This window comes from Duganella sp. BJB1802, assembly GCF_013369445.1.
GTDB lineage: Bacteria > Pseudomonadota > Gammaproteobacteria > Burkholderiales > Burkholderiaceae_D > Rugamonas > Rugamonas vulcania_A.
Window position 1 is genome coordinate 37,698 of record NZ_JABWEF010000007.1, and the last position, 23,326, is coordinate 61,023.

Consider the following 23,326-nt stretch of genomic DNA (forward strand, 5'->3'; position numbering starts at 1 on the left):
AATTGGCTACAATAGAGGCCGGGGGCGCCGTGTTGGCGCCGCCGGTTTTCTTTTTTGATTGGAATGAATATGCAAGCGATCCCGCCGTCAGAGTCCCTCATCGAGTACCCGAGCGACTTCCCGATCAAGGTGATGGGCCCGACTCATATCGATTTCGCCCCGACCATCGTGCTGGTGGTGCAAAAGCATGACAAGGATTTCCATGAAGGCAAAATGGAAGTGCGTCCTTCGGCCAAGGGCAACTACACCGGCCTGACCGTGGTGGTGCGCGCCATCAGCCGCGAGCAGCTGGACGCGCTGTATTCGGAACTGTCGGCGCATCCGATGGTGAAAATCGTCATGTAACTCAGGCTTGCTGGCGCTGGAAGGCGGCGATCTCCTCCAGCAGCCAGTCGCGGAACGCTTGCACCTGCGGCCTGCCGGCCGCGCCGGGTGGCGAGACGAAGAAGTACTCATCCGGGCACGGCGTGGCGGTATCGAACAGCCGTTGCAGCTGCCCGGAGGCGATCTCCTGCATCGCCACCACATGGCGCACCAGCGCCACCCCGTTGCCGTCGGCGGCGGAGCGTATCAGCATCGACAAATCCTCGAACATCAAGCCGCCGGACGGCTCTGCCATGTCGACCCCGGCCGCCCGCAGCCATGGCGACCACGGCTCCACCGAGCGCAGCAGCGTGTGCCGGCTCAGCTCCTGCGGCGCGGCGGGCAGCTCTCCGCCGCGATAGTGGGGACTCACTACCGGATAGTAGACATCGCCCATCAGCCGCTGCACCACCAGCCCCGGATAGTTGCCGCGCCCGAAGCGGATGCCGACATCGATGCCATCGCGCGCCAGGTCCTGCAGCTGGCCGCTCGATTGCAGCACCACCTCGATGTCCGGGTACAGGTCGATGAAGCGGCCCAGCCGGGGCGCCAGCCAGCGCGCGGCGAACGATGGAATCGATGAAATCGTCAGCCGCTGGTTGATGCTGGAGGCCCGCATGGCATCCGCCGCGGCGGCGATGTCGGCAAAGGACTTGCCCAAAAACTGGGCAAATTTCAGCGCATCGCTAGTTATTTTCACCTGCCGGCCATGGCGCACGAACAGTGGCCGGCCCAATTCCTCCTCCAAAGCGCGCACCTGATGGCTGATCGCGCCATGCGTCAGATGCAACTCTTCCGCCGCCCGCGAGAAGTTCTCGTGGCGTGCCGCCGCCTCGAAGGCGCGCAGTGCGGAAAAATTGGGCAGGCGGCGGCTGGCGCTCATCAGGTCGGCATGCTGTGGATAACTATGTGAATAAAATTAGCTAGAATCACGAAAATATAACGTTATACAGGCGCTACGGCAAGGCTTACCATGTGAATAAATCTACTCTAGCCGGAGCCGCCATGCCTTTTGAACTGTACGTCGACAGCCTGTTCACCAGCCCCTACGCCATGTCCGCCTTTGTCGCGCTGACCGAAAAAGGCTTGCCGTTCACCGTGAAGACGGTGGACCTGGAGGCCGGCCAGCAGAAACTGAGCGCCTATGCAACCCGCGCGCTGACCGCCCGCGTGCCGGCGCTGGTCGAGGGCGATTTTGTGCTGACCGAGTCGACCGCCATCACCGAGTACCTGGACGAGAGCTTTCCGGCGCCGGAATACATCGCGCTGTACCCGAAGGACCGGCGCCAGCGCGCCCAGGCGCGGCAGATCCAGGCCTGGCTGCGCAGCGACCTGCTGCCGGTGCGCGCCGAGCGGGACACGGAAACCGTATTTTTCGGCAAGGCCAGCGCGCCGCTGACGGCAGCCGGCCAGGCCGCCGCCGACAAGCTGATCCACGCCGCCAGCCAGTTCGTGCAGGAAGGCAGCCCCAACTTGTTCGGCGACTGGTCGCTGGCCGATGTCGATCTGGCGCTGATGCTCAACCGCCTGATCCTCAACGGCGACGAGGTGCCGCAAAAGCTCAAGGACTACGCCGCAGGCCAGTGGCGGCGCCCATCCGTCCAGCAATGGCTGGAGCGTCACCAGCCGGGCTGATTTATAATGTCGGGATGACGTCCCCTACCTCCACCGAGCCGGCGCTGATCCGCCACCTCGGCCTTTCCGACTATGACAGCACGTTCGCCGCGATGCGCGCCTTCACCGACGCGCGCACGCCGGACACCCGCGACGAACTGTGGATCGTCGAGCATCCGCCCGTGTTCACGCTGGGCCTGGGCGCCGACCGTGGCCACCTGCTGGCGGGCGCGTCCGCGATCCCGGTGGTGCAGACCGACCGCGGCGGCGAAGTCACCTACCACGGCCCCGGCCAGGTGGTGATCTACCTGCTGATGGACCTGCGCCGCAACAAGCCGGGCGGCAAACTGTACGCCCGGCAATTCGTCAATAAAATCGAGCAGGCGATCATCAACGTGTTAGGGGCGTATAATCTTGCCGGTGAGCGCGTTGCGGGCGCGCCGGGCATCTACATGGCCGGCGGACCGAAGCAAGGCGCCAAGATCGCCGCGCTCGGCCTGAAAGTGCGCGGCAACGGTTGCACCTATCACGGGCTGTCGCTGAATGTGGCGATGGACCTGGCCCCGTTTTCCTGGATCAACCCCTGCGGCTATGCCGGGCTGGAAACGACCGACATGCGCAGCGTCGGCGCGACCGCCGTGTTGTCCGACGTGCAACAGCAACTGGCCGAGGAGCTGATCCGCGTATTGGCGCAGGCGGCCGAACCGGCAGTACACGAATAACCAAACTTCGCCCGCGAGGGCACGCAGCCAAATGACTTCTGAAACCACCACCAGCGTTGCCCCGGCTTACAACCCGAGCGAAAAGCAAAAAGGCGCCAGCAAGACCGCGCGCATCCCGATCAAGATCGTGCCGATCGAGCAGGTTGAGCGGCTGAAAAAGCCGGAGTGGATCCGCGTCAAGGCGGCGTCGGCGTCGACCCGCTTCTACGAGATCAAGGACATCCTGCGCGAGAACAAGCTGGTGACCGTGTGCGAGGAGGCGAGCTGCCCGAACATCGGTGAATGCTTCGGCAAGGGCACGGCCACCTTCATGATCATGGGCGACAAGTGCACCCGCCGCTGCCCGTTCTGCGACGTCGGCCACGGCCGCCCGGATCCGCTGGACAAGGAAGAGCCGGCCAACCTGGCCAAGACCATCGCCGAACTGCGCCTGAGCTACGTGGTGATCACCTCGGTGGACCGCGACGACCTGCGTGACGGCGGCGCCGGCCACTTTGTCGAGTGCATCCAGAACACCCGCGCGCTGTCGGCCAAGACCCAGATCGAAGTGCTGGTGCCGGACTTCCGCGGCCGCCTGCAGAAGGCGCTGGACATCTTCAAGGACGGCCTGCCGGACGTGATGAACCACAACCTGGAAACCGTGCCGCGCCTGTACAAGGAAGCGCGTCCGGGTTCGGACTACATGCACTCGCTGCAGCTGCTGAAGGAATTCAAGGAGCTGTACCCCGAGGTGAAGACCAAGTCCGGCATCATGGTCGGCCTGGGCGAGACCGACGAAGAGATCCTGCAGGTGATGCGCGACATGCGCGAGCACAACATCGACATGCTGACCATCGGCCAGTACCTGGCGCCGTCCAACAGCCACCTGCCGGTGCGCCGCTACGTGCACCCGGACGTGTTCAAGATGTTCGAGGAGGAAGCCTACAAGATGGGCTTCAAGCACGCGGCGGTCGGCGCCATGGTGCGTTCCTCGTACCACGCGGACGAGCAGGCGCACAACGTCCTGGCCGCAGGCTGATGACAAGGGCTCCGCAAGGAGCCCTTTCCTCATTTACGTAATTTCCTCTGTTGTTTTGATAATTATTGGAATTGTCCCCCGGAGGCATCATCTCTCAAAATGATGTTTCCAATATATAAAGAACTGACGCCCTGGCTGTGGCAAAGGCCTTGAGGCGCCGGACTTAGAGGGGACATGCATGGACACCGCGTACAAACGTATCGTGGTCGTCGGTGGCGGCGCGGCCGGATGGATGGCTGCGACGGCGCTGGCGACCGCCCTGCCCGCCAGCACCGTGGAGCTGGTCGAATCCGAGGAGATCGGCATCGTCGGCGTGGGCGAAGCCACGTTTCCGTCGATCCGCCATTTCCACCGGCTGGTGGGCATCGACGAGGCGGAGTTCCTGCGCGCCACCAACGGCACCTACAAGCTGGGCATCGAATTTCGCGACTGGCGCATCCAGGGCGAGAGCTATTTCCACACCTTCGGCGACTTCGGCGAGCTGAGCGGACCCGACGCCCTGTGGGGCCACTTCCGCCGGATGGGCGACGCCGGCCTCGGCACGCTGGGCGAGCAATGCCTGCCCAGCGTGATGGCCAGCCAGGGCCGCTTCCAGGGGCTGGCCTCGGAAGAGAACAAGCCTTTCAACTATGCCTACCATTTCGACGCCGCGCTGTACGCCGGCTTCCTGCGCGCGCTGGCGCTGAAACGCGGCGTGCGCCGCACCGAGGGCCGCATCGTCGACGTGGCGCGGCGCGCCGACGGCGGCGTTGCCAGCCTCAAGCTGGCCGATGGCCGCGAGCTGGCCGGCGACCTGTTCATCGACTGTTCCGGCTTCGCCTCGCTGCTGCTGGGCCGCACGCTGGACGAGCCCTTTGTCGACTTCAGCCACTGGTTGCCGGTGGACCGCGCCTGGGCCGTGCCCAGCGAGCCCAGCGGCGCTGCGCTGACGCCGTACACGCGCGCCACCGCGCTGGAGGCGGGCTGGGCCTGGCGCATCCCGCTGAGCAACCGGGTCGGCAACGGCCATGTGTTCGCCAGCCGCTACCTCGACGAGGAGCGCGCCCGCGAGCAACTGCTGGCGCAGCTGGACGGCCCGGCGCTGGCCGAGCCGCGCCTGCTGCGCTTCACCACCGGCCACCGGCAGCGCTGCTGGGTGCACAACGTGGTCGGGCTGGGCCTGGCGTCGGGCTTCCTGGAGCCGTTGGAGTCGACCAGCATCTTCCTGATCCAGAGCGGCCTGGGCCACCTGATCCCGCTGCTGGAGCGGGGCGGCGCGCCCACCGCGGCCGAGGTCGGCGACTACAACACCGGCATGACGCGCCAGTTCGCGCGCATCCGCGATTTCATCATCCTGCACTACTGCCTCACGGCGCGCCGCGACAGCCGGCTGTGGCGCGACATGGCGGGCATGGCGCTGCCGGAAACGCTGGAGTTCAAGATCCACGCCTGGCGCCAGGCCGGCGTGCTGCACCAGTACCAGTGGGAAGGCTTCGACGCCAACAGCTGGCTGGCGATCCACGCCGGCATGGGGCACTGGCCGGAGCGCGCCGATCCGGAGCTGGCCGAGCTGCCGCGCGACGAGGCGTTGCAGGCGCTGCGCCAGCGGCGCGAGGCCATCGCGGCCGTGGTGGCGGCCATGCCCACCCACGACGCCTATCTGCGCAGGATGGTGGCGCGCTGAAGCGGCGTCGTCGCGAAGCAGCGTAGCGATCGGACGAGCGGCGCGCAGAAGCCGCCGTGCCGGTCCGGTTTTTCCCGGTCGTCGATGCAAGCGGCGGCGGGACATTTAAGCAAGTACCTCAGAGGAGACAATAATTATGATAAAAGAAGCGATAGGATTCCAGCTGTCGGCCATCGGCCTGGCGGGCGTCGCGCTGCTGGCCGGTTGCGGCGGCGGCGGCGGTAGTGGCAGCAGCGGCGGCGCGGTGCAGACGGTTGCGTTCGACTTTCCCGGCGGGGCGGTCGTCGGGATCCCGCCCGCCGTCGCGACCACCAAGCTGGTGGCGACGGCCAGCTCCGGTGGACCGATCACCTTCACCTCGAATACGCCGACGGTGTGCACCATCAGCGGCGACACGGTGTCGCTGCTGGTGGCGGGCGAGTGCTCGGTGACCGCCACCCAGCCCGGCTATCAGGGCTACGCCAAGGCCTCGCAGAGCCAGCTCTTCGTCATTCCCAAGCGGCCGCAGATGGTGGCCTTCCGCAATCCCGGTTGGCAGGCGCTGGACGCGCAGCCGGTGACGCTGGCCGCGGCCACCAACACGGGGCAGCCCGTGGTCTTTACGACCAGCACGCCGGCGGTGTGTTCGGTCAGCGGCACCTCGCTGTCCAAGCTCGGCAATGGCCTGTGCATCGTCACCGCCAAGCAGGACGGCAGCGACATCTTTGCGGCGGCGGCGACGGTCAAGAATATTCCGATCGGCACCGAACAGGCGGCCGCCGTGCCGTTCCTGACCGGCTACAAGGACACCAGCCAAACCAAGGAGCTCGGCAAGGTCAACCCCTACTCGGGCAGCAGCGCGGACGGCTGGTATTGCGGCTCGAACTGGTGCGGCAGCTCGATCTCCAGCGATGGCGGCAGCTTCACGTATTTCTACAATATCCAGCCGAAGGACCCGGCCGGCCTGGGCGCTTATTGGGGCATCAAGCTGTTCGCCGGCACCCTGACCGACCTGGCCACGAACGGCGACACGCTGACCGGCTTGCGCATCGACGCCCAGGCGGCGGTGAAGTTCAACATGGCGATGAACAGCGAATGGTTCAGCACCAGCAACAACGCGGTCAATGTCGACCTGGCCCTCGGCCACTTCGCGCTAAAAGATGGCAAGGCCTGCAACGTCACGCTGCGCGCGGTGGTGAAGCCCACCGCCGCCGCCGCCACGGACTACAGCGTCAGCCTGCGCGACAAGTTCACGATCAACGAATCGTGCGGCCTGACCGGGCTGGACCTGTGGAACGAGCTGCAGGACTACCCGATCTCCAAGGTCGAATTCTCGGCGGCGGGCGTGAACACCTCGGTGTCGACCCCGGGCGCGGCCGCGCTGACCTTCACCACCAAGCTCACGCTGACCGGCGCCATCACCTTCCAATGACGGCGCGGCGCGCAATCACGGCATAAGACAAGAGGAAAAATAGAATGAAGAAGATTGAGACACTGGGTAGCCGGAAACCCCTGAAGATGACCGCGTTGGCGATCGCGGCGGCGCAACTGGCGCTGATGTACAGCGGCGGCGCGCTGGCGCAGACCAGCTCCCCGGCGGACGCCCAGGACATGCCGGCGGAAAAGGTGGTGGTGGTGACCGGCCAGCGCAAGCAGCTGGAGACCTCGCAACGGATCAAGCAGGAGGCCGAGCAGATCATCGACTCGGTCGTGGCCGACGAGGCCGGCAAGCTGCCGGACAAGTCGATCACCGAGGTGCTGCAGCGCGTGGTGGGCGTGACCATGGACCGCAACACCTCGCGCACCCGCTCCAACGCGGCCAGCAATCCGCTGTCCTACAACGTCGAGGGCTCGGGCGTGCAGATCCGCGGCCTGTCGTGGGGCTCGTCCACGCTGAACGGGCGCGAGGGCTTCTCGGCCGGCTGGCCGGGGCGCGAGCTGAGCTGGGGCGACATCCCGCCGGAACTGATGGCCGGCGTGGACGTCTACAAGAACCCGTCGTCCGAACTGATCGAGGGCGGCATCAGCGGCCAGGTCAACCTGCGCACGCGCCTGCCGTTCGACTCCAAAGGGCAGAGCGGCGCCTTCTCCGCCTCGGACAGCTACACCCCGTTCGGCAAGAAGAACACGCCGTCGTTCTCCGGCCTGTACTCCAACCGCTGGTCCACCGACATGGGCGAGATCGGCGCGCTGATCGATGTCTCCTACGGCAAGTCCGCGTTCCGCTCCGACTCCTACAGCCTTGGCGCCTACTATCCGCTGACCAAGCCGGTCCCCGGCCAGACGGTGTGGGTGCCGAACGGCACCTCCTGGGGCACCGGCGAGGGCAAGTCCGAGCGCGCTGGCGTCTATGCCGCGCTGCAATGGAAGAAGAACGACAAGGAGTCGTCGCTGACCTACTTCGATTCGGGTTTCCGTTCGGAGAGCGTAAGCAGCAGCATCTTCAGCACCGCGTCGGACGGCAATTCCGGCTTGACGCCCTACGACCTCACGCTCACCAACGCCCAGTACGACGCCAACGGCATGCTGCAAAAGGGCACGTTGAGCTATGCGGGCGGCCTGGGCCGCAACCAGTTCGCGACCGGCGGTTTGTCCGCGGGCACGAGCAGCTCCTACGACAATGCACATGGACGCACGCGCGATATATCCTGGAACGCGAAATGGCGGATGGATGAGCGCTGGAGCTTCCAGAGCGATCTGCAGTGGGTGCACGCCACCAATGGCGGGGACGGCAACATGATCAACATGGGCACGTTCGTGCCCAGCATGAGTTTCGACCTCACCACCCCGCGGCCCACGGTCAGCTTCGACGCGGCCGCCCGCGCCGCCCTGGCCGATCCCGCCAACTACTTCTTCAACAACCTCCAGCCTTACCTCAACAAGTCCAAGGGCGACATGTATGCGTGGAAGGGCGACGCCAAGTTCGTCTTCGACAGCAACGTGCTGCGCGATCTGCGCTTTGGCGTGCGGTTGACGAAGCGCTCGACGTCGCACGCGATCGGCGTTGGCAGCGGCTGGTATTCCCTGGCCGAGCCGTGGTCGGTGCTGCAGAGCCCGGGGGTGGGCCGCCCGCCGACAGCCGCCGAGTTCGGCAATTCCTGGCAGTCACGCGGCAACTTCGGCTACCTGAGCGATCCGAGGTTTGCGGCCCTTGCCCCCGTGCAGCAGTACGCCTTCCCCAACTTCTTCAACGGCAGGGTGGGCACGCCGCCCACCATCGTGGTGCCGACGATGGCCGCGGTGCGCAACTATCCGGCCCAGGACTTGGCGCTGGTGGCGGTGAAGCGTTTGCAATGCGAAGACGGCAATCGCCTCAAGAACACCAACAACGATTGTTCGACGCAGGGCAGCGACTGGCGGCCGATGAAATTCTCGAGCGACCCCGCCGACATCAACCCGCAAAATCCCTTGCAGGGCGCCTTGTCGACGGCCAGCGAAGACACGCAGTCCCTGTATGGCACGCTGCGCTTCGGCTTCGACGACTTGAAGTACCCGGTGGAGGGCAATGTGGGGGCGCGGGTGGTCAGGTCGAGCGCACAGTCCCACGGCTACACGGTATTCAATCCGCAGTATTCCAACACCACGAATCCCTCCTTGCCGCGGTTCGGGGTGTTCAACGAGCCGCTGGATGTCAAGGGCAGTCACGTCGACGTGATCCCCAGCCTGAACATCAAGGTGAGCCTGAGCGACAAGCTGCAGTCCAGGCTTGCGCTGTCGCAGGGCATTTCCCGCCCCGGCTTCGACCAGTTGCAGGAGTATGTCAGCCTGCAGCAGAAGGTGGACAACGCCATCGTCAACGGCATCAGCACCGTCAAGTCGGTCAGCTACGTCGGCACCAACTCGGGCAACGCGAACCTGAAGCCGCTTAAATCGAACAACTTCGATCTGTCGCTGGAATGGTATCCGCAGAGCGGCCAGTCGCTCACGGCGGTGGTGTTCTACAAGAAGATCAAAGACATCATCATGACCGATACCTACACCAGGAGCATCAAGGACCTGGCCGGCAATTCGCAGGAGTTTGTCATCACCGGGCCGGCCAACGCGGCCAAGCTGTGGGAGGGCGGTATTGAAATCGCCGGCCAGACCTACCTGGATAAAGTTCCGGGACTGGCCGGGATACCCGACTGGGCGAAGGGCTTCGGCGTCTCCGCGAACTGGACCTACCTGGACGGCAAGCAGGACCTGTACCACCCGTACACGGCGCCGTATTGCCCCAAGAGCGGTGGCACCGACAATATGACCAATCTCTACGGTTGCGACACCAACGGCCTGCCCTTCAAGGACCTGCCGGTGGTCAACCTGTCCAAGCACGCCTTCAACCTGGGCTTGATGTACGACCGCGGGCCGATTTCGGCGCGGCTGGCGTATAGCTGGCGCTCCCGCACCCTGCTGGCGACCAGCGCGTTCGGCGCCGGCGGCGGCGATGCCGTCAGCGCCGATCCGGCACGCCTCGTCAACGGGGTCGCACCGACGGACGTGGGTTGGGGACTGCCGGTCTGGCAAGAGGCGGTGGGGCAGTGGGACGCCAGTCTCAACTACAACTTCACCGCCAACCTGTGGGCCAGCGCCAGCGTCAGCAACCTGACCCAGACGGTGACCAGGCAGACCAACCAGCAGTTCATCGGCAACACGGGGCGCTCGTGGTTCGATCCGGGCCGCAGCTTCAAGGTGGCGATGGGTTACCACTTCTGACCGGGGAAAATTGCTATCATCGCGGGTGTCGGGCCCAGGCCCCCACTCGCGAAGGATAGACATGGACGCCAGCCAGTTCAACCCGGAATACTTCAACAGCTTCGGCAAGGGCAGCTTGCCGGATCATCTGGGGATCGTCGTCACCGGCGTGCGCGAGGGCGAGATCGTGGCCGAGTTCGCGGTCACGCCGCGCCACCTGGCGCCGAACGGCTACCTGCACGCCGGCAGCGTGGTCACGCTGGCCGACACCGCCTGCGGCTACGCCTGCTTCTCGCACCTGCCGGAGGGCGGGCAGAGCTTCACCACCATCGAACTCAAATCCAACCACCTGGGCACGGCGCGCGACGGCGTCGTGGTGGCCACCGCGAAGGCGGTGCACCTGGGACGCACCACGCAGGTGTGGGACGCCATCGTCAGCAACAAGGAGACCGGCAAGACCATCGCCCTGTTCCGCTGCACGCAGATGATTTTGTTCCCGAAGCAGGCGTGACGGCATGCGGTCCCTTTCCAGCATAGCCGGGCTGGGCCTGGCGCTGGCATTGCCGCTGGCGGCGGCGCAGACGCCCTACACCGACGACGCCACCTACGCCGGCCTCGGCGGCAAGGACGGCATCAAGCGCATCGTCGACACCTTCATTCCGCTGGTGCTGGCCGACGCGCGCATCAAGGACAGCTTCGCCGACTTCGACATGGATCAGGTGGGCGCGCGGCTGCGGGAGCAGTTCTGCGAGTTCGCCGGCGGCCCGTGCCGCTACACCGGCCAGCACCGCGACCGGACCATGGACGGTGTGGGCACCGTGCGCGACATGACCACCGTGCATCAAGACCTGAAGATCACCGACGCCATGTTCAACGCGCTGACCGAGGATTTGCAGATCGCGATGGAACGCAACCGGGTGCCGGGCCGCTTCGCGAACAAGCTGATCGCGAAACTGGCGCCGATGCGGCGCGACATCGTCACCGAGCGGGCGGCGCAGCAGGGGCGGCCGGACATGGGCAAGTTCCTCGCCACCGGCGGCGTCAGCCAGGTCGAAGGGGCGGGTGGCGGCGGCATCACGCCGTGGGCGCTGATCGGCGGCTACGGCACGCGCGACAGCTGGGGCGCGAACGCGCACTACACCCATCTCGCCACCCAGGACTACAAGCTCGACAGCTACGGCGTGGCGGTGGGCATCGCCGACCGGCTGGAGCTGACCCTGGCCAGGCAGCGCTTCCAAGGCAGCCTGGCGCCGCTGAACCTGCTCGACATCCGGCAAGACATCGTCGGCGTGAAAGTGAGGGTGGCGGGCGACGCGGTGTACGGGCAGGACAGCCCGATGCCACAGGTGGCGATCGGCATGCTCTACAAGCGCAACCAGGGCGTGGACGGACTGGGCGCGCTGGGCGTGAGCAATGTGAAGCAACTGGGCGCCAGGGACGACCACGGCTACGACTACTACGTGGCGGCCACCAAGATCCTGTTCGAGCAGAGCCTGCTGCTGAACGGCACGTTGCGCGCGACCCGCGCCAACCAGATGGGATTGTTGGGCTTCGGCGGCGACCAGGGCGACAGCCTGCGCCTGATGCCGGAAGCATCGGTTGCGTACCTGGTCAACCGCAAGCTGGTGCTGGGCGCCGAATACCGCCGCAAGCCGCACAACCTGGGCGTCGACAACGAGAAGGCGTACTACGACGTGTTCGTGGCCTGGTTCCCGAGCAAAAACTTCTCATTGACGGCCGCGTATGTCTCGTTGGGCGACATCACCATCTTCAACCCGAAGCGGCAGCGCGGCCTTTACCTGTCGGCACAGGCCGGCTTCTAAAATTGGGGTCAAGTCTGACATTCGGACACGAGCTCTGCCGTAGTGGCGTGCTACGGCAGAGGCCGTGTCCGAATGTCAGACTTGACCCCACCCGGGTTAGTAGGATTTGTAGGGCAGGAATTTGCCGCTGAGGACCACTTGCACGCGGTCGCCCTTGGGATCGGCTTCGCGCTGGATGTCCATCGAGAAGTCGATCGCGCTCATGATGCCGTCGCCGAATTCCTCGTGGATCAGTTCCTTGATGGTGGTGCCGTAGACGTTGACGATCTCGTACCAGCGGTAGATCAGCGGGTCGGTCGGCACCGCGGTCGGCAGCGAGCCCTTGTACGGCACGATCTGCAGCCACGCCGCTTCTTCGTCGGTCAGGCCGAACAGCGCCTGCGCCTTGTCGGCCTGGGCGCGGCTGAAGGTCATCTGGCCCAGCAGCGCGGCGGTGGTCCACTCCTTGCTCTGGCCGAATTCGGCGGCGAGGTCGGCCCAGCGCAGCTGCTTGGCGACTTTGACGGACAGGATTTTTTGCGTGACTTGGTTGCGATCCATGATGGGCTTTCCGGTGGTTGAGGAGAGCCCTATGCGATGCAAGCGCCGTGCCAGGCGGCGCGGCGTTCCCGGCGCTTAGCCGTGCAGCGATTCTTCCAGCAGCTTGTGCAGCGCCGGGAAGTCCGGCTCGCCCAGGTAGCGCTTGAGGATCTTGCCATCCTTGCCGATGACGAAGGTGGTCGGCGTCATGGCGACGTTGCCGTAGGCCTTGGCGGCCGAGCCGTCGGTGTCGAGCGCGACCTTGAACGGCAGCTGGCGCGTCTCGGCGTAGTTCAGCACGTAGTTGGGTGGATCATAGCTCATCGCCACGGCCACGAACTCCAGCCCCTGCCCCTTGAACTTGTTGTAGGTGTCGACCATCTTCGGCATCTCGCCCACGCAGGTGGTGCACGAGGTGGCCCAGAAATTGACCATCACCACCTTGCCGCGCAGGCTCTCCGGCGAAATCTTGTCGCCCTTGATGCTCAGGAAGGTGACCTCGGGCGCGGCCTGGCGCTTGTTCAGCGACAGGTAGCCGCCAAAGCCGGCCGCGGCGATGACCACGGCGGCCAGCACCGGCTTGATCCAGCCGGGGGAAGTTTTCGTCTGTTGCATGATGGGCTCGGGCTAAAAAGGCGATGGGGCCATTATAGACCCCATCCGGATTACGAGTTGCCGGCCGGCTTGGCTGGTTGCAGGCTCTGCCACTCTTCCTCGGTGATGTACTCGAACACCTTGACCACCTTGTACACGCCGCTCACGCCGCGCGCCACGTCGGCGCCGATCTGGCCTTCGCGCTGGGTCACGCGGCCCTGCAGGTAGACCACGCCGCGCTCGGTCACCACCTGGTAGGAGTTGGCCGAGATATCCTTCTTGTCGACCAGGCTGGCCTTGACCTTGGTGGTGATCAGCGCGTCGCTGGAGCGCGAGGTGTAGCTCGACGGCCCGGCGATCTCCAGCTCGTTGATCACCGACAGCACGCCCTCGATGCCGCGCAGCTCGCGCTCGGCGGCGGCCTTCATGGCCTCGTCGCGCACCTCGCCGGTCAGCAGCGCCCGGCGGTTGAAACTGTTGATGTTGATGTGACCCGCATCGCCGACGACGTTGTTGAGCTTGATGCCGCCCTTGACTTCGATCGCCCGGTCTTCCGTCTGCGCACCCAGGGTGCGGCGGTCGGTTGCGGCCAGCGTCCCGGAAATGGCGCCGCCCGCGACCAGCGCGACGCAGCCCGACAGCGAGGCCAGCATGGCGCCACACAGCACGCTCATGGCCAGCGGCCGCTGTACTTTTTTCCAGATTTCGCCGGGATTAGTCATTCACATCTCCTCCGAATAGCGCGACGTCGATGCCGTCGCAAATGCAATGTATGGTCACCAGATGCACTTCCTGGATGCGGGCGGTGCGGTCGGCCGGCACGCAGATGTGGACGTCGGCGTCGGTCAGCATCTTGCCGATGGCGCCGCCGCCCTTGCCGGTCATCGCCACCACGCGCATCTCGCGCTCCAGCGCGGCCTCGATCGCGGCCATCACGTTGGCCGAGTTGCCCGAGGTCGAGAACGCCAGCAGGATGTCGCCGGCCTGGCCGAACGCCTGCACCTGCTTGGAGAAGATCTCGCGGTAGCTGTAGTCGTTGGCCACCGCCGTCAGGATCGACGTGTCGGTGGTCAGCGCCATGGCCGGCAGCGGGAAGCGTTCGCGCTCGAAGCGCCCCACCAGCTCGGCCGCGAAGTGCTGGGCGTCGGCGGCCGAACCGCCGTTGCCGCACACCAGAATCTTGTTGCCGTTGGACAACGCCGAGAACATCAGCTCGATCGCTTGCGCGATGTGCGGAGCGAGGACGGTGGCGGACTGGATTTTGAGTTCGGCACTTTCGTGGAAGTGCGAGAGTATGCGTTGATTATTCATAGTGTGCTGATTATAGTGCAGCCGCACAACGAGCCGGACAAGCGCTGTTAAAAATGCTTACATTTCCAGCGTATTTTGTATCCATGACAACTTTTCGCCGTCGATGGCGACCAGGTCGAAGCGGCACGGCGGCAGGCTGCGGTAGCGCTGCAGGTAGAACTGGGCCGCGTGGATCAGCCGCCGCTGCTTGGCCGGCGTGACGCTGGCGGCCGCCCCGCCGTAGCGGCTGCCCGCCCGCCGCCGCACCTCGACGAACACCAGGTGCTCGCCGTGCCGCATGATCAGGTCGATCTCGCCGGCCTTGCACAGGAAGTTGCGCTCGACCAGCACCAGCCCGGCCGCGCTCAGGTGGGCCAGCGCCCTATCCTCGCCGAGCCGGCCCAGGCGCTGCTGTTCGGTCTGCGGCATGGCGGCCTCACGGCGTGACCGGCCGCGCCACGCCGTTCTGGTACACGGCCGGCTGCTCGGTGCGCTCGAAGCTGGCCGCGCCGTCGCCGAACTCCACGCTCAGCCGGCCGGTCACGCCGTCCAGCTGGAAGCGCCCCGCCGGATGACGGCCGATCTCGCGCGCCACGCGGTAGGCGTCGATGCCCAGAGCGTACAGGCGCTCGATGTCGGCGCTGTTCGATTGCAGCGGATGCGGGTAGACCATCACCGCCGGATGGTCGCGCTGCAGTTGCCACGGTAGGTCCAGCAGGCGCACGCCGTCCAGTTCCTGGGTCGGGCTGTTGCTGCCGCTGCCGGGGTTCAGCGCCGAGGTGCCGTAGATCGGCAGGCCGCGCAGCGACGGCGCCGGCGTGGCGGCCGGCGGCGGCGGCGGCAGCGCGTCGGCGGTGCTGAAGATGGGATTGGTCGGCTCGGTGCTGTAGCCGTCGCCGAGGGCGCCGCGCAGCTGGCGGGTCTGGTCGGCGCTCATGGCCGAGAACAGCAGGCCGGGCGGATCGTCGCGCAGGCGGGCGCGCAGCTGCACCAGTTCCGGATCGCTGAGGTAGCCGTCCGGCGCGCTCAGCTCGATCGTTTTGGACGGCAGGCCGTGGCGCTGCCACTGCGCGGCGAAGGCGGCCGCCACGCGCCGCTGCCAGGGCGTGCCGGTGCTGAGAATCAGGGCGCTGTTGCCGGGCTGGTCGGCGGCGGCCCACTGGGCGGCCTGGCGCGCCTCCTCCTCGATCGACAAGCCCATGGCCAGCATCTGCGGCGGCAGCGGCGCGGCGCCCGGCAGGCCGTGGCCGTCCGGATAGTTCAGCGCGACGGTCGGCTTTTGCACCAGCGGACTGGCGGCGATGGCCGCCACGGCCAGCGCGCCAGCGGGCCGACGATGATGTCGTCCCTGCTGCTGGGCGCGGGCGTAGCTGGCCAGCACGTCCTGCGCCACGTCGCCGGTTTCGATCACGTCCACGGTGATGTTGTCGCGGTCGCGCTCCCACGCCGCCAGGAAGCCGGCCCGCACCGACGAGGCGGCCAGGCCCAGCGTCTCGGAACGCAGCGGCAGCAGCAGCGCCATGCGGATCGGCGCGGCGGATCCGGCTGCGGGCGCCTCGGCCATGCGTACCGGACCCTGGTCGGGCGTGACGGTCAGGCCGGCGCCGGCACGCGGCGGCGCGGTCGGGGCCATGCCCGGCAGCGTGACGGCGAAGGTTTCGGCGGGCGGCGGCGTCGGTTCCGGCGGCGGCTTGGGCAGCGGCGCGGGCGCAGGCGGCGGCAGCGCGGCGGGCGCGACACTTGTATTTGACGAGCCGGGCGCGCACAATCCTCCGGGCGCATTGCAGAACGGCGTGCTGCACGCGCTCATCAGCGCCGCGACCGCACACAGCAGCGACAACTTCACACTATTCATCCTACCCCCACAATGACCGCACAAGAATCCAGCTCCATCGCCACCCTGCCCGTGATGGGCGAAACGGCGCACCAGACCTATCCTAGCGCAACCTTGTATGTCGTGGCGACCCCGATCGGCAATGTGACGGATATCAGCCTGCGGGCGCTGCACGTTTTGAGCCTGGTCGATGCCGTGGCCTGCGAGGACACCCGCAACACCGCCCAGCTGATGACCCGCTTCGGCCTGCACAAGCCGCTGATCGCGGCCCACCAGCACAACGAGCGCGAAGTGGCGGAGACGCTGATCGCCCGCCTGCAGGCCGGCGAGCGCATCGCGCTGGTGTCGGACGCGGGCACGCCGGCCGTGTCCGATCCGGGCGCGCGCATCGTGGACGCGGTGCGGGCGGCCGGCCTGCGCGTGCTGCCGCTGCCGGGCGCGTCGGCGGCGGTGACGGCCTTGTCGGCCAGCGGGCTGGTGAACGATCAGTTTTACTTTGTCGGCTTTTTGCCGGCCAAGGCCAAGCAGCGCGAGAACTTCCTTGCCACGCTGCGCGCGGTGACGGCCACGATGGTGTTCTACGAGGCGCCGCACCGCATCCTCGATTGCGCCACGGCGCTGGCGGCGGCGTTCGAGCCGGAGCGCCAGGTGGTGTTCGCGCGCGAGCTGACCAAGATGTTCGAGGAGATCCATCGCTGCCCGCTGTCCGAGGCGGAGGCCTGGATCAAGGCCGACCCGCACCGCGAGAAGGGCGAGTTCGTCGTGCTGCTGGCCGGCGCGCCGGCGGCCGAGGACGAGCAGGACGTGGAGGCCGAGCGCATCCTCAAGATTTTGCTGACCGAGTGCTCTGTGAAGCAGGCCGCCAACCTGGCGGCGCAGATCACCGGCCGCAAGAAGAACGCGCTGTACGACCGCGCCCTGCAGCTCAAGGGCGGCGACTGATCAGAACTTGCAGCCGCTGTCCTTCTTGTCCAGCATCCAGATGAGCGGCGCCAGCAGGCCGCCGCCGCCCTTCCTGCAGTCGGGGCGGGTGGCGCCCTGGATGTCGCGCCCCAGCTTGGATTCGCGTTGCTCGGGATACAGCGGATGGTCATCCAGCTGCGCCACCGGCAGGCCGGCGCGCGCCGGATCCTTGGCGTTGGCTTCCTTGCGGGCGGTTTTCAGCGCCGCGTTCGCTAATCGAATTTTTCGGTTGCAGCCCGGGTGCAGCGAATCGGGCGCGGCGGCCGGCGCCGGCAGCGTGATCGCCTGTGCCGTCGGCCGCCGGCGCCTCGGCCTTGGCCGGCTCCGGCGTTGCCGGGTTGGCGCGCTTGGCCAGCTGCGGCCGTTCGCGCTTGCGCGGCTGGATGGGTTCCGGCTTGGGCGTGGGCGGCGGCTCCACCTTGGCGACGATGGGCTTGGGCGGCTCGGCCGGCCGCAGCCACACGGTCATGGCCTTGGCCGGCTGCGTCGGTTCCGGCGCGGTGGGCGCCGCCAGCCGGTAGCCGAAGATCAGCGCCGCGTGCAGCACCAACGAAACGGCGATGCCCGCAACAATCCCCGGCCGCCGCATCGGGGCGGGCTGGAATGAAGTCAGGGTCGCGCTCATGGCTTTTTAGATAATTTACTCACACCGCCATAATCTCACATTGAAAAAAAATCGCCATGGTCCATACTGATTTCATAGTGGCACTTGACGGATACTGAACCAGCTTGTATTATCTTGCTTCTTCGGAGTGTGGCGCAGCCCGGTAGCGCACCTGGTTTGGGACCAGGGGGTCCAAGGTTCGAATCCTTGTACTCCGACCAGTTTCAGAAAAAAAGACTCAAGAGTTTCGGCTCCTGGGTCTTTTTTTTATCCTCCACGGTTCATCGAGCTATACGAATTGATCATAGATTCGATTGAATACGCAATTGGTTAGCTAGCAAGCTCTTACGTAATATGAAATCAGCGCGGGCAAAACGCGCATAAAAAAAATTACGGAGAGACCATGCATTCGATTACGTTCAGCCGCCCCATCGCCTGCTAGCTCGCCGCGTCCCGCGAGCGCCTGCTATCCAAAAATCAGAGCTATATGCCGAACCAGGCAGGCCTTCGCACATTCTTTCATTCCTAATAAGAGCACGGAGACACAATGAAAATGAATACATCCAAGACAGTCATAGCCGCCCTCATCGCCGAGATGCTGATGATGGCGGGCGCGTCGGCGCAAACGTCCAGCGAGGCCAAGCCGCTCGACACCGGCGCGACCGTGGTGGTCAGCGGCATCCGCGCCTCGCTGTCGTCGTCGCTGACCACCAAGCGCCTGCAGGACGGCGTGGTCGACGCGGTCTCCGCCGAGGACGCCGGCAAGTTCCCGGACACGAACATCGCCGAATCGCTGCAGCGCGTGACCGGCGTGCAGATCCAGCGCAACAACGGCGAAGGCCGCTACATCTCCGTGCGCGGCCTGGGGCCGGAGTTCAACAACGTGCTGGTCAACGGCCGCACCATGACCAGCGACACCGGCGGCCGCGAGTTCTCCTTCGACCTGCTGTCCTCCGACCTGATCTCGAAAGCGCTGGTCTACAAGACGTCGCAAGCCTTCCTGCCTGAGGGCGGCATCGGCTCGACGGTGGACATCCAGACCGCGCGTCCGCTGTCGGGCAAGCTGGGCCACACGTCGGTGGTCAACGTGTCGGACTCCTACGACACCAACTCCAAGAAGAACACGCCCAACATCGCCGGCATGTACTCGTTCGCCAACGAGAACCGCACCTTCGGCGTGACCGGCTCGCTCTCCTACACCGACCGCGCGTCCAAGCAGAACAAGGCCGTCAACGACGCCTGGAACTACCGCGACGTCTCGATGATCAACGGCGACCTCAACTCCAAGGGGTTGACCATGGCCGACGTGACCACCAAAAAACTCTACATGCCGCAGAGTTACGGCTTCCAGCAGGAGAACGAAAGCCGCAAGCGCCTGGTCGGCAATCTGACGGTGCAATACAACCCGTCGCCGACCTGGAAGCTGACGGCCGACGCCCTGTACTCGCGCCTCGACCAGAAGAACGACGTGATCGCGTTCAGCGACTGGAACAATCCGCAGCAGCTGGGCATCAAGACCGACTCCAACAACCAGGTCACCAGCTTCCTGCGTCCCGGCTCGATCTTCTACGCGAACAACCCGGCGATCGCCGGCGCTGGCAAGCTGCTGGGCGAGGCCAATTCGAACGACATGATCGTCAAGGGTGGTGACCGCCTGTCCACCACGCAGGCGTTCGGCCTGAACTCGAAATGGGCGCTGGCGCCGGAGCTGAAACTGGAAGGCGACATCTCCAGCTCGCGCACCACCTCCAAGTCGCCGAACATGTGGATCGTGGCCGGCATGGTGCCGAAGAACGGCGACGTGCTGACCTTCGGCAGCACGCCAGGCCTGGTGTTCGGCGACGGCATCGCCGACCCGACCGCCGTGCGCGCGCACGCCGTCTCGTATGGCGACATCCGCAATCTGGACGACCTGCAGGAAGGCCGCTTCAACCTGTCGTGGAACCACGAGATGGGCTACTTCAGGGGCATCGATTCCGGCGTGGCCCACTCGGAGCGCAACGTCGAGCGCACGCAATGGAACAACGACGCATGGAACGCCTTCAGCGGCTACCACGTCTCGCTGCCGTCGTCGCTGTTCACGGTCACGCCGATGGATAACTTCCTCGGCAATGGCGCGCAGATTCCAAGCGCCTATCTCAGATTCAATCCGTATGAGTACATGAACTACCTGAACCAGCCGTCGCTGCTGGCGCAGTCGAACGATCCGGCGCTGTACCTCGACAAGAGCAAGTACCCGAACGGCCCGATGGCGATCGACTACACCAAGCCTGACATGTGGGGCGTGAAGGAAAAGGTGTCGAGCTTCTTCCTGGATTCGAAATGGGAAGGTGAACACTGGTCGGCCAACGCCGGCGTGCGCGTGGTGCACGTGAACTCCACGTCGACCGGCATCAGCCGCGTGCTGCTGTCGGCGACCAAGAGCCCGAACGACACGACCTATATCCTGAACTGGGGACCGAACGCGGTCAACACGGTCAGCAACAGCTACAACAGCTACCTGCCGTCGGCCAACCTGAAGATCGACCTGACGCCGGACATGTTGCTGCGCCTTGCCGCATCGAAGACCGAGACCCGCCCCACGCTGAACCAGATGGGTGTCAGCAATTCCTACGGCGGCCGCTTCGGCGACGTGCAGACCGGCGGCGGCAATCCCTACCTGAAGCCCATGCAGTCGAAGAACTACGACCTGTCGTATGAATGGTATCTGTCGAAGACCAACTACGTCAGCGCCGCCATCTTCCGCAAGGACGTCTCCAACTTCCTGGAGACCAAAATGGTGGACATGAAGATTCCGCAGTACGATGAAATCGTCCACGACACCCGCGTGCGCAACGGGCAAGAGGGCAAGATCAAGGGCGTGGAACTGGCCGGCCAGTACGCCTTCGACAACAGCATCTCGTGGCTGAAGGGCTTCGGCGTCGCCGCCAACTACACCTACGTGGACGCCAGCGCCACCCGCGAATCCGACGCCAGCGCGCCGGCCTGCGGCTACCCTGGCCTGTCGCCGCAGTCGTACAACGGCTCGGTGTTCTACGAGAACGACAAGTTCATGGCGCGCGTGAGCTACAACTGGCGCAACCACTTCTCCGTCGATTGCGGCGGCGGCAGCACCCTGCCGCGCAACCGCGCGGCCTACGGCCAGACCGACGCCAGCCTGCGCTACAATCTGACGCCGAAGATGGCGCTGTATGCGGACTTCATCAATCTCTCCAACTCGCGGATGCACGAATATGCCAACAACGAATCGCAGTTCCTCACCCTGGAAGATGTCGGCCGCCGCGCCAACGTTGGCTTGCGAGTGGCTTTCTAAATGATGCGTGCGAACCTGCCCCGCCGCCGCCTGCTGCAAGGTGCCGCCGCCGCCGCTGGTGGCGCACTGCTGCCGATCCACGCCGGCGCGCAAGCGGCGCCGCGCTTCGCGGTCGGCGCCAGCGATTTCCTCATCGACGGCAAGCCGTTCCAGATCCGCTGCGGCGAAATGCACTTCGCCCGCGTGCCACGCGAGTACTGGGGCCACCGCCTGAAGGCCATCAAGGCGATGGGCCTGAACACGGTCTGCGCCTACCTGTTCTGGAACTATCACGAATGGCGCGAAGGGAAGTTCGACTGGAGCGGCCAGCGCGACGCGGTGGAGTTCTGCCGTCTCGCGCAGCAGGAAGGGTTGTGGGTAATCCTGCGTCCCGGTCCCTACGCCTGCGCCGAGTGGGAGATGGGCGGCCTGCCGTGGTGGCTGTTGAAGAAGAATCCGGGCGACGCCTTCCTGCGCACGCGCGATCCGGCGTTCATCGATCCGGCGCGGCGCTACCTGCGTGAAGTCGGCCGCGTGCTCGGGCCGATGCAGGTGACGCAGGGCGGGCCGATATTGATGGTGCAGGTGGAGAACGAATACGGCTTCTTCGGCGAAGACCTGGACTACATGCGCGTGCTGCGCCAGGCGCTGCTCGACGCGCGCTTCGACGTGCCGCTGTTCCAGTGTAATCCGACCAACGCGGTGGCCAAGACCCATCTCACCGGCATGCTCTCGGTGGCCAACTTCGGCAGCGATCCGGCCGGCGGCTTCAAGGCGCTGGCGGCGGTGCAGCAGGCGCCGTTGATGTGCGGCGAATACTACTCCGGCTGGTTCGACACCTGGGGCAATCCGCACCGCCGTGGCGACAACACCAGCGCCGTGGTCGACATCCAGGCCATGCTGAAGGCGAACGGCTCGTTCAGCCTTTACATGGCGCATGGCGGCACCACCTTCGGCCTGTGGGGCGGTTGCGACCGTCCCTTCCGGCCGGACACCACCAGCTACGACTACGACGCGCCGATCAGCGAAGCCGGTTGGATGGGCTCCAAGTTCAACGCCTACCGCGAGGGCATGCGTCCCTTCCTGGCGGCGGGCGAGGTGCTGCCCGAAGCGCCGGCGCGCAATCCCGTCATGAGCATCGACGCGTTCGCGCTGAGCGAATCGGCGCCGGTGCTGGCCAACCTGCCACCGCGCGCGATCAAGGCCGTGTCGCCGGAGCCGATCGAGCAGTACGACATCAGCCGAGGCCTGGTCGCCTATCGCGTGCAACTGCCGGCCGGTCCTGCGGGCCTGCTGGCCGCCGCCAAGGTGCGCGACCTGGCCTGGGTCTACATCGACGGCAAGCTGACGGGAACGATGGACACGCGTCATCGCCGCTTCTCGGTCGCCGTGCCGGCGCGCAGCAAGCCTGTGACGGTGGAGATCCTGCTGTACACCATCGCGCGGGTTAACTTCGGGCTGGAAGTCCATGACCGCAAAGGCTTGCATGGTCCGGTGACGTTCACCGCCAAGGGAGGAGCCGCGCAGGCGGTGGAGAACTGGGAAATCCGCGCCATCGATTTCGACGCCGACGGCGTGCTGCCGCCGCTGTCGTTCAAGCGCGGACGCGCCAAGGGCCCGGCCTTCTGGCGCGGCGGTTTTGAAGCCAGTCGGCAGGCCGACACCTTCCTCGACATGTCGAGCTGGGGACAGGGCATCGTGTGGATCAACGGACGATGCCTGGGCCGCTACTGGAGCATCGGACCGACGCAGACCATGTACCTGCCCGGCCCGTGGATCAAAAAGGGCCGCAACGAGATCGTGGTGCTGGACCTGACCGGCCCGCGCACCGCCCGCATCGCCGGCCTGACGGAGCCGATCCTCGACCAGCTCAATCCGGAGCTGGACCTGGCACGTCCACCGAGCACGGTCAAACCAGCGCTGGAAGGCGTGACGCCGGCGCAGGCGGGCGAGTTCGCCCCCGGTGGCGCGACGCAGGATGTGATGTTCGCCGCGCCGGTCAAGGGCCGGCAGTTCTGCCTCGAATCGCTGAGCGCCTTCGACGGCAAGCAGTTCGCGGCGGTGGCCGAGATTTCATTGCTGGGCAAGGACGGCAAGACGATCAACCAGCAATCGTGGACGATCGCCTACGCCAGCAGCGAGGAGTTGAAGAAGGAGGACGGCTCGGCGCTCAACGCCATCAACGGGCAGGCGTCGGACCACTGGCACACGGCGTTTGCCGGCGGTACCGGCCACCCGCACCAGCTGATCATCGACTTGGGTCAGCAGGTGGAGGTGGCGGGCGTGCGCTACATGCCGCGCCAGGGGCCCGACACCGTCACCGGGCGGATCAAGCAGTACCGCATGTACGTCGCGGACAAGCTGGTACGCGAGTGAC

General features: G+C 65.8%; 21 protein-coding genes and 1 tRNA gene. 13 read left to right on the plus strand and 9 right to left on the minus strand.

From position 1 onward, the window contains the following. Positions 1–69 precede the first annotated feature (69 nt). Positions 70–345: a DUF493 family protein gene (locus HUX88_RS12800; protein WP_117012278.1), complete on the plus strand. Its 276-nt coding sequence runs from the start codon at positions 70–72 to the stop codon at positions 343–345. Between the two features lies 1 nt (position 346). Here the strand turns inward: HUX88_RS12800 and gcvA are convergent, their stop codons facing one another. Continuing rightward, a complete protein-coding gene (gene gcvA, locus HUX88_RS12805) occupies positions 347–1,246 on the minus strand; it encodes a transcriptional regulator GcvA (RefSeq protein WP_176362024.1) in 900 nt (299 codons plus the stop codon). Positions 1,247–1,368: 122 nt separating this feature from the next. On the opposite strand from gcvA, the gene yfcF reads away from it, so the two are divergent. The 8 genes from yfcF to HUX88_RS12850 all read left to right on the plus strand — a co-directional run bounded on the left by yfcF (position 1,369) and on the right by HUX88_RS12850 (position 11,853). Next, the gene (gene yfcF / locus HUX88_RS12810; RefSeq protein WP_176362025.1) at positions 1,369–1,998 is read left to right on the plus strand and encodes a glutathione transferase; all 630 of its coding nucleotides are present in this window, start codon (positions 1,369–1,371) and stop codon (positions 1,996–1,998) included. Beyond that, positions 1,971–2,699: a lipoyl(octanoyl) transferase LipB gene (gene lipB, locus HUX88_RS12815; RefSeq protein WP_373886618.1), complete on the plus strand. Its 729-nt coding sequence runs from the start codon at positions 1,971–1,973 to the stop codon at positions 2,697–2,699. The genes yfcF and lipB overlap by 28 nt, the downstream gene beginning before the upstream one ends. Positions 2,700–2,730: 31 nt before the next feature. Continuing rightward, positions 2,731–3,717: a lipoyl synthase gene (lipA, locus tag HUX88_RS12820; RefSeq protein ID WP_117012274.1), complete on the plus strand. Its 987-nt coding sequence runs from the start codon at positions 2,731–2,733 to the stop codon at positions 3,715–3,717. A gap of 178 nt (positions 3,718–3,895) precedes the next feature. Then, entirely contained in the window at positions 3,896–5,380 is a 1,485-nt protein-coding gene (locus tag HUX88_RS12825) for a tryptophan halogenase family protein (protein ID WP_176362026.1), read from the plus strand. Positions 5,381–5,516: 136 nt separating this feature from the next. Further along, positions 5,517–6,791 carry a hypothetical protein gene (locus HUX88_RS12830; RefSeq protein WP_176362027.1) on the plus strand — a complete coding sequence of 425 codons (1,275 nt, stop codon included), beginning with the start codon at positions 5,517–5,519 and terminating at the stop codon, positions 6,789–6,791. Between the two features lie 44 nt (positions 6,792–6,835). Beyond that, a complete protein-coding gene (locus HUX88_RS12835) occupies positions 6,836–10,051 on the plus strand; it encodes a TonB-dependent receptor (protein ID WP_176362028.1) in 3,216 nt (1,071 codons plus the stop codon). 61 nt (positions 10,052–10,112) lie between these two features. After that, positions 10,113–10,541: a PaaI family thioesterase gene (locus tag HUX88_RS12840; protein ID WP_176362029.1), complete on the plus strand. Its 429-nt coding sequence runs from the start codon at positions 10,113–10,115 to the stop codon at positions 10,539–10,541. A 4-nt stretch (positions 10,542–10,545) separates the two neighbouring features. Continuing rightward, the gene (locus tag HUX88_RS12850; protein WP_373886787.1) at positions 10,546–11,853 is read left to right on the plus strand and encodes a DUF3034 family protein; all 1,308 of its coding nucleotides are present in this window, start codon (positions 10,546–10,548) and stop codon (positions 11,851–11,853) included. Between the two features lie 96 nt (positions 11,854–11,949). On the opposite strand, the gene cynS is transcribed toward HUX88_RS12850, so the two are convergent. The 6 genes from cynS to HUX88_RS12880 form a co-directional block, all read right to left on the minus strand. Further along, positions 11,950–12,393, minus strand: a complete 444-nt coding sequence (gene cynS / locus HUX88_RS12855) for a cyanase (protein ID WP_117012269.1) — start codon at positions 12,391–12,393, stop codon at positions 11,950–11,952. 75 nt (positions 12,394–12,468) lie between these two features. Beyond that, positions 12,469–12,987, minus strand: coding sequence for a peroxiredoxin (locus HUX88_RS12860; protein WP_161099023.1), 519 nt, complete (start codon positions 12,985–12,987; stop codon positions 12,469–12,471). 50 nt (positions 12,988–13,037) lie between these two features. Continuing rightward, on the minus strand, positions 13,038–13,688 hold the full coding sequence (locus HUX88_RS12865) for a BON domain-containing protein (protein ID WP_117012267.1): 651 nt from the start codon (positions 13,686–13,688) through the stop codon (positions 13,038–13,040). Continuing rightward, positions 13,681–14,277: a phosphoheptose isomerase gene (locus HUX88_RS12870; protein ID WP_117012266.1), complete on the minus strand. Its 597-nt coding sequence runs from the start codon at positions 14,275–14,277 to the stop codon at positions 13,681–13,683. Before HUX88_RS12870 ends, HUX88_RS12865 begins: the two co-directional genes overlap by 8 nt. A gap of 57 nt (positions 14,278–14,334) precedes the next feature. Beyond that, the gene (locus tag HUX88_RS12875) at positions 14,335–14,685 is read right to left on the minus strand and encodes a YraN family protein (protein WP_117012265.1); all 351 of its coding nucleotides are present in this window, start codon (positions 14,683–14,685) and stop codon (positions 14,335–14,337) included. Positions 14,686–14,692: 7 nt separating this feature from the next. After that, complete coding sequence (locus HUX88_RS12880) at positions 14,693–16,111, minus strand: penicillin-binding protein activator (protein ID WP_176362030.1); 1,419 nt, start codon at positions 16,109–16,111, stop codon at positions 14,693–14,695. Positions 16,112–16,123: 12 nt separating this feature from the next. Between HUX88_RS12880 and rsmI the strand changes: the two genes are divergently transcribed. Further along, on the plus strand, positions 16,124–17,032 hold the full coding sequence (gene rsmI / locus HUX88_RS12885; protein WP_176362031.1) for a 16S rRNA (cytidine(1402)-2'-O)-methyltransferase: 909 nt from the start codon (positions 16,124–16,126) through the stop codon (positions 17,030–17,032). Here rsmI and HUX88_RS12890 read toward each other — a convergent pair whose 3' ends face one another. Together HUX88_RS12890 and HUX88_RS12895 are read right to left on the minus strand one after the other, a co-directional pair. Beyond that, positions 17,033–17,197: a hypothetical protein gene (locus HUX88_RS12890; protein ID WP_176362032.1), complete on the minus strand. Its 165-nt coding sequence runs from the start codon at positions 17,195–17,197 to the stop codon at positions 17,033–17,035. It lies immediately after the preceding gene. After that, positions 17,181–17,678 (minus strand): hypothetical protein, encoded by a 498-nt coding sequence (locus tag HUX88_RS12895; protein ID WP_176362033.1) that lies wholly within the window; start codon positions 17,676–17,678, stop codon positions 17,181–17,183. The genes HUX88_RS12890 and HUX88_RS12895 overlap by 17 nt, the downstream gene beginning before the upstream one ends. A gap of 123 nt (positions 17,679–17,801) precedes the next feature. Between HUX88_RS12895 and HUX88_RS12900 the strand changes: the two genes are divergently transcribed. From HUX88_RS12900 to HUX88_RS12910, 3 genes are all read left to right on the plus strand, one after another. Next, a tRNA-Pro gene (locus tag HUX88_RS12900) sits at positions 17,802–17,878 on the plus strand. A 326-nt stretch (positions 17,879–18,204) separates the two neighbouring features. Then, a complete protein-coding gene (locus HUX88_RS12905; protein ID WP_176362034.1) occupies positions 18,205–20,970 on the plus strand; it encodes a TonB-dependent receptor in 2,766 nt (921 codons plus the stop codon). Continuing rightward, positions 20,971–23,325 carry a beta-galactosidase gene (locus tag HUX88_RS12910; protein ID WP_176362035.1) on the plus strand — a complete coding sequence of 785 codons (2,355 nt, stop codon included), beginning with the start codon at positions 20,971–20,973 and terminating at the stop codon, positions 23,323–23,325. Position 23,326 lies beyond the last annotated feature (1 nt).